At 38.7% G+C, this 15180-nt stretch carries 9 protein-coding genes; all 9 read left to right on the forward strand.

The annotated features are described in order from the left end of the window. Positions 1–91 precede the first annotated feature (91 nt). The 9 genes from Q360_RS0117455 to Q360_RS0117495 all read left to right on the forward strand — a co-directional run bounded on the left by Q360_RS0117455 (position 92) and on the right by Q360_RS0117495 (position 15119). Positions 92–1393: an MFS transporter gene (locus Q360_RS0117455; protein WP_027078220.1), complete on the forward strand. Its 1302-nt coding sequence runs from the start codon at positions 92–94 to the stop codon at positions 1391–1393. A 112-nt stretch (positions 1394–1505) separates the two neighbouring features. Continuing rightward, complete coding sequence (locus tag Q360_RS0117460) at positions 1506–3803, forward strand: NADP-dependent malic enzyme (RefSeq protein ID WP_027078221.1); 2298 nt, start codon at positions 1506–1508, stop codon at positions 3801–3803. Positions 3804–3931: 128 nt separating this feature from the next. Beyond that, a complete protein-coding gene (gene ruvA / locus Q360_RS0117465; RefSeq protein ID WP_027078222.1) occupies positions 3932–4513 on the forward strand; it encodes a Holliday junction branch migration protein RuvA in 582 nt (193 codons plus the stop codon). A 5-nt stretch (positions 4514–4518) separates the two neighbouring features. Next, on the forward strand, positions 4519–11682 hold the full coding sequence (gene sov, locus Q360_RS0117470) for a T9SS outer membrane translocon Sov/SprA (RefSeq protein WP_027078223.1): 7164 nt from the start codon (positions 4519–4521) through the stop codon (positions 11680–11682). A gap of 196 nt (positions 11683–11878) precedes the next feature. Next, complete coding sequence (gcvH, locus tag Q360_RS0117475) at positions 11879–12259, forward strand: glycine cleavage system protein GcvH (RefSeq protein ID WP_027078224.1); 381 nt, start codon at positions 11879–11881, stop codon at positions 12257–12259. Next, a complete protein-coding gene (locus Q360_RS23820) occupies positions 12252–12647 on the forward strand; it encodes a VanZ family protein (RefSeq protein ID WP_156950160.1) in 396 nt (131 codons plus the stop codon). The genes gcvH and Q360_RS23820 overlap by 8 nt, the downstream gene beginning before the upstream one ends. Positions 12648–12709: 62 nt before the next feature. Then, positions 12710–13414 carry an energy transducer TonB gene (locus Q360_RS0117485; RefSeq protein WP_027078225.1) on the forward strand — a complete coding sequence of 235 codons (705 nt, stop codon included), beginning with the start codon at positions 12710–12712 and terminating at the stop codon, positions 13412–13414. A gap of 219 nt (positions 13415–13633) precedes the next feature. Further along, positions 13634–14536 (forward strand): heme o synthase, encoded by a 903-nt coding sequence (gene cyoE / locus Q360_RS0117490; RefSeq protein WP_027078226.1) that lies wholly within the window; start codon positions 13634–13636, stop codon positions 14534–14536. Between the two features lies 1 nt (position 14537). Continuing rightward, entirely contained in the window at positions 14538–15119 is a 582-nt protein-coding gene (locus Q360_RS0117495; RefSeq protein ID WP_027078227.1) for a cytochrome c oxidase subunit 3, read from the forward strand. The last annotated feature ends 61 nt before the right edge of the window (positions 15120–15180 follow it).

Below are 15180 nucleotides of genomic sequence, written 5' to 3' on the forward strand. Positions count from 1 at the left end.
GGATACTATGTTAAATTGAGAAATATGAATTTATTTTATCAAATTAGTATCTTATTCATATAAAGGGCCAATAGAACTAAAAGTGAGACCAATGAAATTAACGAAACCAAGTTTAAATTTTTGGCAGATTTTTAATATGAATGTTGGGTTTTTGGGAATTCAATATAGTTTTGGATTACAACAGACAGCTATCAATCCTATGTTTTTGTATTTGGGTGCGTCTGAGGAAATGTTACCTATTTTAAATATTGCAGGACCCGTTACTGGCTTAGTAATTCAACCTATCGTCGGAGCTATGTCAGATAAAACGTGGTCTACAAAATGGGGGAGACGTAAACCCTATTTCTTGATAGGTGCATTAATCGGTAGTTTGTGCCTTTTTGCCTTTCCGCATAGTCCTGTATTATGGTTTGCTGTTGGGTTGCTCTGGATTTTAGATGTTGGAAATAACATGGCTATGGAGCCATATAGAGCATTTATCGGTGATAAATTACCCGAAAAGCAGTTGAGTTTAGGCTTTCAAATGCAAAGTTTATTTTGTGGATTGGGAGTAGTACTTGCCACAGTTTCTATTATTTTGTTCAAAGATTTATTTGGAGAAGTAGTAGATGAAATAGGAGTTATACCGCAATGGATTTACTACTCTTTTTATATAGGTGCTTTCTTGTCATTAACTACAGTTTTATGGTCAGTTTTAAAAACCCCAGAAATTCCTCCTTTAGATGAAGAGCTCGCAGAAATCAACCATGATAAAGCACAGCTATTAAGAGTTCGCATCACAAAACCATTTAAAGAAATAGCAGACGCGATAAAAAAAATGCCACAATTTATGTGGAAAATAGGAGCCGTTTATTTGTTTCAGTGGTACGCTCTTTTTATCTATTGGCAGTATATCACACCATTGTTTATGCTTACTATGGACTATGGTATTTCTGAAGCAGCATCACAAACGGCACAAATGAGCTTAACTTATAATATTGTAACTATGGTTACAGCGCTAGCACTAGTTCCACTTACGTTAAAGTACGGCGGAAAAAAAATCTATACATTAAGTCTGGTGGGTACAGGTTTGGCTTTGTTTATTATTCCTTTCGTAGCTGATCCTTGGCTCGTGCTCGCTCCAATGGTGTTATTTGGTATTGGATGGGCAGCAATGATGGGAATTCCTTACACCATGGTTTCCAAGGTAGTTCCCCAAGATAGACGAGGTGTTTATATGGGTATTTTGAATATGATGATTGTGATTCCTATGGGAATAGAGACCCTAACCTTTGGGCCTATTTATAAATATGTTCTAGGAGGGAGTGCTATTAATGCAATCCTTTTTGCTGGAGCATTTTTTATTATCTCCGCTATATTGGCCATGAGGCTGAATGTTCCTAAAGAGGTTTAGCTATATTTTTCTTAGTTATTTTAGAGTATTCTTTTATTTTTTAGTTTAAACTATAAAGAGCTCACGATTTTTCAAAGAATACGTATAACTTTGTCGTTCTAAAGCACACTACATGAGCAAGCAAAAACTAAGAAGAGAAGCACTTATTTATCATGCTAAACCCCAGCCTGGTAAAATTAAAATAGTACCTACCAAGCCTTATAGTACGCAAAGAGATCTTGCTTTAGCTTATTCTCCAGGTGTTGCAGAGCCTTGTCTAGAAATAGCCAAAGACAAGGAAAATGTTTATAAATACACTTCAAAAGGGAACGTTGTAGCCATAATTTCTAATGGAACAGCAGTTTTAGGATTAGGTAATATTGGACCAGAGGCTTCTAAGCCTGTTATGGAGGGGAAAGCCTTACTTTTTAAAATTTTTGCAGATATAGATGGTATTGATATTGAAGTAGATACCGAAGATGTAGACAAGTTTGTAGAGACGGTTAAAATGATTGCTCCAACCTTCGGGGGAATCAACTTGGAGGATATAAAGGCACCTGAGGCCTTCGAAATAGAAAGACGCTTAAAGGAAGAATTGGATATTCCTGTAATGCATGATGATCAACATGGTACTGCAATTATTTCAGCAGCAGCCCTGTTGAATGCCTTGGAACTTACCGGAAAAAAGATGCAGGACGCTAAAATTGTAATTAGTGGTGCAGGTGCTGCTGCAGTTTCTTGTACACGATTATATAAGGCGTTTGGTGCAAGTCCGGAACATATAGTAATGCTAGATAGCAAAGGCGTTATTCGTAGCGATCGAGAAAGCTTATCCAAAGAAAAATTAGAATTTGCTTCGGATAGAAAAATAGATACTTTAGATGAAGCTATGGTAGGTGCTGATGTTTTTGTGGGACTATCCATTGCGGATATCGTAACCCCTCAAATGTTATTGTCCATGGCAGACGACCCCATCGTTTTTGCTATGGCAAATCCCGATCCGGAAATTAACTATGATGTGGCTATTGCTACCCGAAAGGATATCATCATGGCCACGGGCAGATCAGATCATCCTAATCAGGTCAATAATGTACTGGGTTTTCCTTTTATTTTTAGAGGTGCTTTAGATGTGCGTGCTACAGCTATAAACGAAGCAATGAAGATGGCAGCCGTAAAAGCTTTGGCAGAATTGACCAAAGAGCCCGTTCCTGAACAGGTGAATATTGCTTATGGTGAAACACGATTGACTTTTGGAAGGGAATATATAATCCCCAAACCTTTTGATCAGCGACTTATTGCCAAAATACCACCAGCAGTTGCAAAAGCGGCTATGGAAAGTGGTGTCGCAAGAGCTCCTATTGAAGATTGGGATAAATATGAGGAAGAGTTATTGCAACGTTCCGGAAACGATAATAAGGTAGTACGATTGTTGCACAGCCGTGCAAAATCTAATATTAAACGTATTGTATTTGCCGAGGCTGATCATTTGGATGTCTTAAAAGCTGCTCAAATTGTGTATGAAGAGGGTATTGCAGAACCTATTCTTTTGGGAAGAAAGGATGTTATTTTGGAGCTCAAAAAAGAACTTGAATTCGATGCTGACATTCCTATTGTAGACCCATTGGATAAAGAATTCGATGAGCGCCTAAATCAGTACGCCACTACGTATTGGGAAAGTAGAAGGCGCAGTGGTACAACGCTGTACAGTGCGAAAATAAAAATGAAAGAGCGTAATTATTTTGGCGCTATGATGGTATTGGAAGGGGATGCAGACGGTATGATTTCAGGATATTCTAGGGCCTACCCCACGGTAGTGAAACCTATTTTAGAAGTTATAGGAATGGCTGCTAATGTTAAAAAGGTATCTACGGTAAATATCATGATTACGGACAGAGGTCCATTGTTTTTAGCAGATACGTCCATAAATATAGACCCAAATTCAGAAGAAATTGCAGAAATAGCACAAATGACGGCAAATGTTGCCAGTACTTTCGGTTTTGAACCTGTAATGGCACTTTTGAGTTATGCTAATTTTGGTTCCTCATCGCATCCTAATGCTAAAAAAGTGCGAGAGGCCGTAAAAATTTTACACAAAAAAAATCCAGATTTAGTTGTAGACGGGGAAATACAAACAGATTTTGCCTTAAATAGAGAATTACTTGAAAGTAAATTCCCTTTCTCTAAACTTGCAGGCAGGAAGGTCAATACTTTGGTGTTTCCTAATTTGGAATCTGCCAACATTACATATAAACTTTTAAAAGAGCTTAATAAGTCAGACTCTATCGGTCCAATTATGGTTGGTCTAAGAAAGTCGGTACATATTATGCAATTGGGGGCTAGTGTTGATGAGATTGTTAACATGACCGCAGTAGCCGTTATCGATGCCCAAGAAAGGGAAAAGCGTAAAAAAGCGAAGTCCAGTAAACAGTAGAAAGTACTATAAAGTGCAAAATAAATCAGAGGGAAGTAGCAGATAATCAGCGGTAAGAGTTATGTTTTTAGCTATAGGTTTCTGACTAAGTATTTTGCCTTTTACTTTTAATTTGAAGTTGTAAAATAATGATCCATCATTTAAAAGGAAGGTTAGCAGAGAAAAACCCAACCTATGTTATAATAGAATGTGGTGGGGTGGGTTATTTTGTTAATATATCCTTGCACACTTTTTCCAAGCTACCGGATGGGGAGTTGTTGAGTCTTTACACGCATTTACAAGTAAAGGAAGATTCGCATACTTTGTTTGGGTTTGCTGAAAAATCGGAACGTGAAATATTTCGTTTATTATTATCGGTTTCCGGTATTGGTTCCAGTACGGCCAGAACCATGTTATCTTCAATGTCTCCAGCACAAATTAGAGATGCCATTGCCAATGGGGATGCTCCTGCCATACAAGCCATAAAGGGTATCGGCGTCAAAACCGCACAAATGGTCATTTTAGACCTTAGGGACAAGATTTTGAAAGTGTACGATATAGACGAACTTTCCACAACTTCAAACAATACAAATAAAGATGAAGCGTTATCTGCTTTAGAGGTTCTGGGATTTGCTAGAAGACAAGCCGAAAAGGTAGTTGATAAAGTAATTTCCCAAGATGCTTCACTAAGCGCTGAGAACATTATAAAACTCGCGCTCAAAAATTTGTAACAAGTTTGAAATCAGGGGCAATCAATAATCTTAAAACATTTTTTAAGTATCTTTTTCTAATCTTATTTGTTTTTGGATCCATAGAAGCATCTATGGCCCAAGAAACAGATGAACAGGAAGTAGATTCTGTGAAAACCGGATATGAACTAGGGCGTATTGCTCTGGAAAATCCTGAGAGTATCGTTTCTAGATACCTTTATGATGCTAAGTTAGATCGGTACGTCTACAATGAAAAAATTGGAAATTTCGATATAGGATATCCAATTATCCTCACACCAGAACAATATTATGATCTGATTAAAAAAGAGGGTATCAAATCTTACTTTAAGGAAAAGTCAGATGCCTACTCCGGGAAAAAGCAAGGAAGCGAGGAAGCACGACGAAATTTACTACCCAATTTTTATGTAAATAATGATTTCTTCCAATCCGTATTCGGAGGGAATACCATAGAGGTGATACCGCAGGGTTCCGTAGCTATGGATTTGGGCGTTATTTGGCAAAAGAATGATAACCCATCACTTTCACCAAGGAACAGAACCAACTTATCTTTTGATTTTGATCAGCGCATAAGTTTAAGTATGCTTGGAAAAATAGGCGAGCGTTTGCAGGTAAATGCCAACTATGATACTGAGGCTACTTTCGATTTTCAGAATATCGTAAAGTTGGATTATACCCCTACCGAGGACGATATTCTTCAAAAAATTGAAGTAGGTAACGTAAATATGCCTTTAAATAGTTCACTTATACAAGGTGCACAGAGCTTGTTTGGGGTAAAGACGCAACTCCAATTTGGTAAAACAATGGTCACCGCAGTTTTCTCCGAACAGCGTTCCCAGAATAATACGGTAGTGGCACAAGGTGGTGGTACATTAAATGAATTTAATATTACCGCTTTAGATTATGATGAGGACAAACACTTTTTCTTAGCGCATTATTTTAGGGATAATTACGATAGGGCGCTGGAAACCTACCCTTACATACAAAGCCAGGTGCAGATTACTAGATTAGAGGTTTGGGTAACCAATAGGAGCCAACAAACGCTAAACGTTCGTAATGTAGTGGCTTTTCAAGATTTAGGTGAAGTATTCCAGGAAAAAACAAGGGTAGGGCAAAATGGTGCAGATGCCGCAGGTTTTTTCAATAATACCGTGGATAATCGTCCAAGAAATAACGCCAATGATTATGACCCGGAATTGATAGGGGCAGGAGGAGCATTGACTGCGAATATCAGGGATATTGCTACAGTAGAGAATGCGTTTAATCTCGGTAGTTTTACATCAGGGTATAGACCTAACCAAGGATTTGACTATGCTATTTTGGAGAATGCCCGAAAGCTGGAGCAGACACGTGATTATACCTTCAATTCGCAATTGGGGTATGTTTCTTTGAATCAAAGGTTGAGTAATGATGAGGTATTGGCTGTGGCTTTTCAATATACGTTTAAGGGCGAAGTCTTTCAAGTAGGGGAGTTTGCAAATGGAGGTTTGGATGCTACCACGGTTTCTCAAGGAGCGAATCCTATCATAGAGAATAATACCTTGATTCTTAAATTATTAAAAAGTAACATTACTAATGTCAGCGATCCTATTTGGGATTTGATGATGAAAAATATTTATGCCACGGGCGCATTCCGATTAAGTCAGGAAGATTTTAAACTTAATATATTGTATTCCGATCCTACGCCAAGAAATTATATTACCCCAATAGACGATGGGCCTGGTTCTGGATGGCCCGACGGTTTGGAGGAACGTATCTTATTGGATGTGTTTAATTTGGATAGGTTGAACGTATATAATGATTTACAACCAGGAGGTGATGGATTTTTTGATTTTTATCCAGGTATTACAGTTGATACCCAAGGCGGACGTATTGTCTTTACCAAAGTGGAACCCTTTGGAGAGTACTTGTTCGAAACCTTAGAGAACGGTAATGCTGGTCAGTATAATATGCCATCTGCCTATAATCCTAATCAAGACCAGTATGTATTTAGGGATATGTATGAGCTTACCAAGGCGGCGGCACTACAAGATCCAGAGAAAAATAAATTTATTTTAAAAGGACGCTTTAAGGCAGAAGGGAGTAATGGAATTCCTATTGGAGCCTTCAATGTACCTAGAGGTTCGGTGAGGGTAACGGCAGGTGGTCGTCAATTGCAGGAGGGTATAGATTATACCGTAAATTACCAAGCGGGCACAGTACAGCTTTTGGATCCAAGTTTAGAGGCGTCCAATACGCCTATCAATATTTCAGTGGAAAATAATGCCGTTTTCGGGCAACAAACACGTCGTTTTACTGGGGTTAACGTAGAGCATCAGTTTAGTAAGAACTTTGTGCTAGGTGGTACCTTGTTAAATTTGAATGAGCGCCCACTTACCCAAAAATCGAATTTTGGTATAGAGCCTGTAAACAATACTATTTTTGGTTTAAATAGTAATTTTTCAACCGAAGTTCCTTTTTTGACTCGTATGGTGAACAAGTTACCTAATATAGATACTGATATACCTTCTAACGTGTCTATACGAGCAGAGGTTGCTTGGTTAAAGCCAAATTCTCCAAAGAACGCAGATTTTCAAGGAGAGACAACAACCTATTTAGATGATTTTGAAGGTGCCCAGACTCTTTTGGATGTTCGCGGTTCTTTGGCGTGGTCTTTAGCTAGTACGCCTTTAGAATTTGCACCAGGTGGTCAATTGTCGGGTAGCTCACCGGAAGATGCGGCCAACTTGCAGAATGGTTTTGGAAGGGCGAAAATGGCGTGGTATACGATTGACCCTATTTTTTACACGAACCAACGGCCGGCAGAAATAAGTGATAATGATATCTCTACCAACCCTACAAGAAGGGTTTTTATCGATGAAGTCTTTCCGCAAGTAGATATCGCCCAAGGTCAAACTACGGTGCAAGGGACTTTGGATATGGCCTATTACCCCAATGCAAAAGGACCTTATAATAATAACGCAAATTTTGATACGGCCGCGCCAAGTGAAAAGTGGGGTGGTATTATGCGATCTTTGAGCAGTACAAATTTTGAGCAGACCAACGTAGAGTTCGTTCAGTTTTGGGTCTTAGATCCATATGTAGACGGGGAAGCAACCAGCGCAGGAGAATTGGTTTTAAACCTAGGAAACATCTCGGAGGATATTTTACGCGATGGGAAAAAACAATATGAAAACGGACTTCCTGGAGTAGAAAGTAATGATTTTATTGCACCTACAGCATGGGGAGAGGTTCCTGCTACCCAATCATTGGTTTATGCCTTTGATGCCAGTGAGCCTAATCGTGCCTTACAGGATATTGGGCTTGATGGTCTTAACGATGCAGCGGAACAGGCTATTTATGACAGCAACCCCGGCCCAGATCCAGCACTGGATAACTTTCAGTATTACTTGAACCGCGAAGGTGGAATTTTAGAACGATATTTTGATTTTAATAATCCTGATGGGAATTCGCCAGTGCAGGTGACCAATACAAATAGGGGGTCGACAACCTTACCGGATGTTGAAGATATAGATAGAGATTTAACTATGAATACGGTAAATAGTTACTACGAGTACCGTATTGGAATTAAGCCTAATACCACTATTAACGATAAGTATGTAACCGATATCAAAGAAGGGACTACGCCCGAACTTCCTAACGGAGATCAGCTCAATAGAAGATGGATACAGTATAAAATCCCGTTGAGTGATTTTACAGATGCCGTTGGTGGAATTACGGATTTTAGGTCCATTAGTTTTATGCGTATGTATATGACGGGATTCAACAACCCTACCGTACTCCGCTTTGCTACTCTAGATTTGGTGCGTGGCGATTGGCGTACGTATACCAAGACACTTCAGGATAAGACTATAGATGATAATCCTGCGGATGACGGAACAACTTTGGACGTAAATACGGTAAATATTGAAGAGAACAACAGTCGGCTTCCTATCCCTTATGTTTTACCACCAGGTGTGGCCAGAGAACAATTAAACAATAATAACACCATTATTAGACAGAACGAGCAGTCCCTTTCACTATTGGTGGAAGATTTAGAGGCGCAAGATGCAAGAGGGGTTTTTAAGAATTTGAATATCGATATCCGTCAATACAAAAACCTTAAGATGTTTATGCATGCGGAAAAAATAGTGGATAGCGATTATGCAGATAGTTCCACCCCTTTGGTTGGGTTCCTGCGTTTTGGAACTGATTTCTCGCAGAATTTTTATCAAGTTGAACTTCCGCTGCAGTTTACTCCGTTTGGAGCCGCTTCGGAAAGCGAGATATGGCCAGAGGTAAACGAAATGAACATTAGCCTTAGCGATTTGAACAAGGTAAAATCCTTATGGATTCAGAGTGGGGATTTAAGCGAGGTCCGTTTCTTTGAGGTTGAGAATGGCGAAGTGTTCCCTGTGAATGAATTCGATATCCGTACTCCAGGAAGAGTGCGTATAGGGTTACGGGGAAACCCATCTTTGGGAAGTATCCGAAGTATTATGGTGGGGATAAAGAACCAAGATAATTTACCTGCACGAGGCGAGGTTTGGTTCAATGAGCTGCGGTTGGCAGGTTTGGATAATAATGGTGGTTGGGCTGCAGTTGCGGCAATAGATGCCAACATAGCTGATTTTGCAAATATGACCGCTACAGGTAGTACCAGTACATCTGGTTTTGGAACTATTGATCAAATGCCAAATGAACGCGCCAGAGAAGATGCCGTTTCATATGACTTGGTAACCAATATAAATGTGGGTCAATTACTGCCAAAAAAATGGGGCATACAATTACCTTTCAATTATGGTATTTCCGAGCAGATTATAACCCCGGAATTTGACCCTGTTTACGATGATTTAAAATTAGACGACTTAATCGATGCCGCACCTGATCAGGAAGCTGCAGACGAAATAAGGGAGCAAGCAGAGGATTACACCAAAAGAACGAGTATCAATTTAATAGGAGTTCGTAAGGATAGAGGGCAGGAAGCAGATGAAAATTTCTATGATATAGAGAACTTCACCTTCAATTATTCCTACAACGAAACAGATCATAGGGATTTTGAGATTGCCAAATTACGAGATCAAAGTGTGAATACTGGTTTTGTGTATGCCCATAGTTTTAAGCCACTTGAAATAGCACCTTTTGCTAAGAAAGATTCTTTGTTTAACGGCGCATACTGGAAATGGTTAAAAGAATTGAATCTTAATTTATTGCCAGCGAGTATTTCCTTGAATTCCAATATCAATAGGCAGTTCAATGCCCAACGTTTCAGGGATGTTCGGGAAGAGGGTGTTGATCGTTTGGAGCTTCCGGAATTACAACAGCGTAATTACTTGTTTAATTGGCAATATGCCCTAAACTATAATTTAACGAAGTCACTTCGTTTGAATTTGACGGCTTCCAACAATAATATTGTACGAAACTATTTTAACGAAAACGAGGCTGTTGATTCTAGAGACAGAATAGATCAGGCATTAGAACTATGGGACGGATTTTTTGATATAGGTGAGCCGAATAGGCACTCCCAAGAAATGCAGTTGAACTATGAGATACCCTTTGCTAAGATACCGGCTTTGGACTTTATAAGTGCACAGTATAGCTATACCGGTAATTTTGATTGGCAACGCGGCGGTGATGCCCTTAGGGAGGTTGTAGGAAGTGATATCAACACCATCCAGAACGCAAACACGCATAACCTTACAGCATCGATGACTATGCAGAAGTTTTATGACTTTATAGGACTTAAGAAGCGTAAAGGTGGTGCTTTAGGAAGCAAGACTAAGTCTAAGAGAGGGAATCTAGGGCTAGCAGCAGATGCCGAAGAGAAAGTTGAGAAAAAGTCAAGCGCCCTGTTTAATACCTTGGTAGATGTGGTGACCATGGTAAAGCGACTGAACATAAATTATAACGAGAGTAATGGAACAGTGCTGCCTGGGTACACGCAATCTATTGGTTTTATAGGCACCTCAAGACCCTCTTTAGGTTTTGTTTTTGGTAGCCAGTCGGATATTCGTTTTGAAGCGGCCAGAAATGGTTGGTTGACTACCTTCCCGGAGTTTAATGAACAGTTTATTCAACGTACCAATACCCAGTTGAATATTACAGCCACGGCTCAGCCCACCAGAGATTTAACTATAGATTTAGTTGCAGATAGGCAGTTTTCGGAGAGCTATCAAGAGAACTTTAATGTAGATGTAACTGCAGACGAGCCCTATAACCTACAATTGGGAAACAATTTTGGAAGTTTTAGCATCTCTACCGTTATGATTGGTACGGCCTTTAGTAGAAGTGATGAATTTGATTCTGAGACCTTTGAGCAGTTTAAGGCTAACCGATTGACCATTGCTAATCGTTTGGTTTCCGATAGAGGAGAAGATCCTGGAACCTTGGATGAAGATGGTTTTCCGCAACGATATGGGAAGACGCAACAAGAGGTCTTGTTGCCTGCATTTTTTGCCGCCTATAGTGGACAGAGCGGGGATAGGGTGAATCTAGATGCGTTTCGGGATATTCCTATTCCGAACTGGAATATCAAGTATACAGGATTGATGAAGAGTAAGTTCTTTAAAAAGAGATTCAAGCGCTTTTCGGTACAACATGGGTATCGCTCATCGTACAGCATTAACTCCTTTCAAACTAATTTGGAAAAAGAGAATGGTACTATTGATGTGGAGACTGGAGATGTTTTGCCTGATAATATTATTAATAACGTGGTCATGGTAGATGGCTTCAACCCGTTGGTTCGAGTCGATTTTGAGATGAAAAATTCAGTAAGTGTATTGGCAGAAGTTAGAACGGATAGGGCTTTGTCTTTAAGTTTTGATAATAATCTAATGACTGAAATAAACGGAACGGACTATACCGTTGGGTTGGGCTATCGCATTAAAGATGTGAAACTAGTGACCAATATTGGTGGAAATAAGACTCGTTTAAAAGGTGATTTAAACCTAAAGGCAGACATTACTTTACGGGATAATATCACCATTATCAGAAACTTGGATATCGATAATAATCAGATTACTTCTGGCCAAAATCTATTATCGGTTAAGTTTACTGCAGATTACGCTTTAAGCAAGCAATTAAATGCACTGTTCTTTTATGATCATTCTTTTTCTCAGTTCGCTGTATCTACGGCGTTCCCACAAACTACAATCAATGCAGGGTTTACGCTCAGGTATAATTTTGGTAATTAAGAGATTAGTGCCTTAGGCTTTGAGTACTTTCTAGTATATCGCTATAGTTGCTCAACCACACTTCTTATCTCCGATTTAATATTACCTTTCCTAATTGCTTAGCTGCGCATTTAATCAAATAGTGTAGAAGTGTCCACGTTTTTTTGAAAACCTTTAGAGAATCGTTTACATTTGTTATATATCTAATAGCAGAATAATGAATATACCAGCAGAATTAAAGTATACGAAAGACCACGAGTGGATTAGAATCGAAGGAGATGTCGCCACGGTTGGCATTACCGACTTTGCACAAAGCGAATTAGGTGATATTGTTTATGTAGAGGTTGATACCCTTGACGAGGTATTGGAAAAGGAAGCCATTTTTGGAACAGTGGAAGCTGTGAAAACGGTATCCGATTTGTTTTTGCCTTTATCAGGTGAAATTATCGAGTTCAATGAAAGCTTGGAAGATGAGCCGGAGGTTGTAAATTCCGACGCATATGGAAAAGGATGGATGGTTAAAATAAAGTTCAGTAATCCAGCGGAGTTAAGTGAACTTTTGAGCGACGTGGATTACAAAGAATTGATTGGTGGTTAAAGCCTTTTTCTTTACTATATTATTTGTAAGTTGGTTAGTGTTTATAACATTTTTAAGCTTATTTTTTTTTACTGGAGAAATGAGTGTGCCAAGGTTAAACATACCTCATATAGATAAAATAGTCCATTTTTTATTTTACTTTATTTTTGTTGTTTTAGGTGTTAAAGCTGTAAGGGAAATCTTTAAAGTGAATTTAGAACTAAAAAAAGTTTTATTATATACTGTGACTTTTGCATGTTCCTATGGCATAATTATTGAACTTTTGCAATATGCATTTACAGAGAGCAGACAAGGTGATATTTTGGATGTTTTAGCCAATTCCATGGGGGCATTAGCAGGGATGTTCCTTGTTAAGCGCCTAGTTTTCAAGGGTTGGTCGTTAAAATGAAAAGTTTAATTGTATTTTAAGTATTTTATTAGTTAAATTAGCAATTAATAAATTGTATAGATATGGAACCAAAAAAGAATCCAAAGGCCGATTTGACAAAAAATAGTAGTCTCTATTTTGTATTGGGTTTAGCTGTGGTGATGCTGCTAACTTTTGTAGCATTTGAATGGAAAACGTACGACAAGACCAATGAGTACGACACTTCTATGAATGTAGATGATTTGTTGGACGAAGAAGTTCCAATGACAGAACAGATTAAAACACCACCACCACCACCACCACCACAAGCTCCTGAAATTATTGAGATAGTTGAGGATGAGGAAGAAGTGGAAGAAACTATTATAGAATCTACTGAAACGAGCCAGGATGAAGAAATAATAGCAGTTGATGATGTGGTTGTTGATGAAATGGATGAAGATTTGGATGTTCCTTTTTCCGTAATTGAAGATGTACCGGTATTCCCTGGTTGTGAAAAGGAGAGTGATAAAAGGGCTTGTTTTAATAAAATGATACAAAAACATATTAGTAAAAACTTCCGTTATCCTGAAATTGCACAAGAAATGGGAGTTCAGGGGAGAGTTAATATAATGTTTGTTATCCAAAAAGATGGAAGTATTGGTAACGTTAGAATGCGCGGGCCAGATAGAAATTTAGAAAAGGAAGCAGCTAGGATTATAGGTAAATTGCCTAAGATGACTCCAGGTAAACAAAGGGGAAGAGCGGTACGAGTACCTTTCAGTATTCCAATTACTTTTAAATTGCAATAGATAGCATCCTATCTAATATAAAAAAATCCCGAACGTATAGCTCGGGATTTTTTTATATCTAATTTTCGAGTTGCGAGAAAGTGAATAGCTTCTTTAAAATGACTGCCATGGTGTTTTAAGGAACATGTAGTTCAGAATTCTTAAATAAAACAGAAATAGCTGTATTTGGTTGCAGGAATATCCCTTGGAGGTTATCTTTGTACCCCTATATAAAAGAAGATGAAAACCGTTGTAGGTCAAGCAAAAATCAACTCATTTGCGTTGATTTTTACCGATTTTAAGGAAATTACCAAGGCAAGGCTAGCGATTAGCGTAGTTTTCTCTTCCGTTGCGGGATATTTTCTTGGGGCCGAACAACTAAGTTTGTACGCTATTCTTTTATTAGCTTTTGGGGGTTATTGTATGGTAGGCGCAAGTAACGCGTACAACCAGGTTATTGAGCGCGATTTAGATGCCTTAATGAGTCGAACGGAAAATAGGCCAATTCCGGCAGGCAGAATGTCTGTGAACACCGCTATGGCTATCGCTATCTTTTTAACCGTATTAGGTGTGGTGTCACTATACTTTTTGAACGCCAAAACGGCAATGTTCGGTGCTATTTCTATTTTTTTATATACAAGTGTTTACACACCTTTAAAAACCAAAACACCACTAGCTGTATTTGTTGGAGCTTTTCCTGGTGCCATTCCTTTTATGTTGGGCTGGGTAGCGGCAACGAACGAATTTGGAATTGAGCCTGGGGCTTTGTTTATGATTCAGTTTTTTTGGCAGTTTCCACATTTTTGGGCTTTGGGATGGATGTTAGACGACGATTATAAAAAGGGAGGTTTTAAGATGTTGCCTACCGGAAAAAAGGATACAGGTACAGCGTTGCAGATTATAATGTATACCATATGGATGATGGTGATTTCGATTATTCCTGCTTTTGGGATTACGGGTAAATTGCAGCTGTCGGTTTCTGCAGCTGTATTAATTTTTATTATGGGAGGGGCAATGCTTTTTTTTGCACTTCGTTTGTATACCAAAAGAGATAATGCTTCTGCTAAAAGGTTAATGTTGGCCAGTGTGAGTTATATCACATTGATGCAGATAGTGTATGTAATTGATAAATATATAGGGTAGAATGGATTTAACACAAGGAACGGTTAAGGAAAAGAAGGATAGGGCGCAACAGATGATGCTGTGGTTTGGTATTGTTAGTCTTTTAATGGGTTTTGCCGGTTGGACGAGTGCTTATATTGTAAGTAGTGCACGCGAGGATTGGGCTAGTGATATAAACCTTCCGAACGCCTTCTATATTAGTACGGCACTTATTATTATTAGTAGTTTCACGTATATTTTGGCCAATATAGCTGTTAAAAAAGATGATCATAAACAGGGAACTATTTGGTTGCTCGTAACCCTGGGTTTAGGCCTATCTTTTATCACGTTTCAGTTCGCTGGTTTTTCTGACATGGTAGCTCAAGGGTATTATTTTACCGGACCCACGAGCAGTATAAAAATGTCCTATATGTTTTTGATTGCTATGGTGCATATTCTGCATGTAGTAGCAGGTATCATTTCCTTGTTGATTGTGGTTTACAAACAGAGGAAAGGTAGATACTCGTCACAGGAGTACTTGGGGATAACTCTTGGGGCTACCTTTTGGCACTTTTTAGACCTTTTGTGGGTTTACTTAGTATTATTTATGACCTTTATGAGATAATATTTTGATACAAAAATAGTTTTGAATACAATTCAGCTTTTAAATAGTTGAAAAAAATGTA

Origin of the sequence: Maribacter antarcticus DSM 21422, from assembly GCF_000621125.1 — a bacterium.
GTDB lineage: Bacteria > Bacteroidota > Bacteroidia > Flavobacteriales > Flavobacteriaceae > Maribacter > Maribacter antarcticus.

What these genes read in the sequence shown, in the direction of transcription:
- Q360_RS0117495 (WP_027078227.1), top strand. Translation starts at nt 14,538, where the DNA reads ATGGATTTAACACAAGGAACGGTTAAGGAAAAGAAGGATAGGGCGCAA.
- ruvA (WP_027078222.1), top strand. Translation starts at nt 3,932, where the DNA reads ATGATCCATCATTTAAAAGGAAGGTTAGCAGAGAAAAACCCAACCTAT.
- Q360_RS0117460 (WP_027078221.1), top strand. Translation starts at nt 1,506, where the DNA reads ATGAGCAAGCAAAAACTAAGAAGAGAAGCACTTATTTATCATGCTAAA.
- gcvH (WP_027078224.1), top strand. Translation starts at nt 11,879, where the DNA reads ATGAATATACCAGCAGAATTAAAGTATACGAAAGACCACGAGTGGATT.
- Q360_RS0117485 (WP_027078225.1), top strand. Translation starts at nt 12,710, where the DNA reads ATGGAACCAAAAAAGAATCCAAAGGCCGATTTGACAAAAAATAGTAGT.
- Q360_RS0117455 (WP_027078220.1), top strand. Translation starts at nt 92, where the DNA reads ATGAAATTAACGAAACCAAGTTTAAATTTTTGGCAGATTTTTAATATG.
- cyoE (WP_027078226.1), top strand. Translation starts at nt 13,634, where the DNA reads ATGAAAACCGTTGTAGGTCAAGCAAAAATCAACTCATTTGCGTTGATT.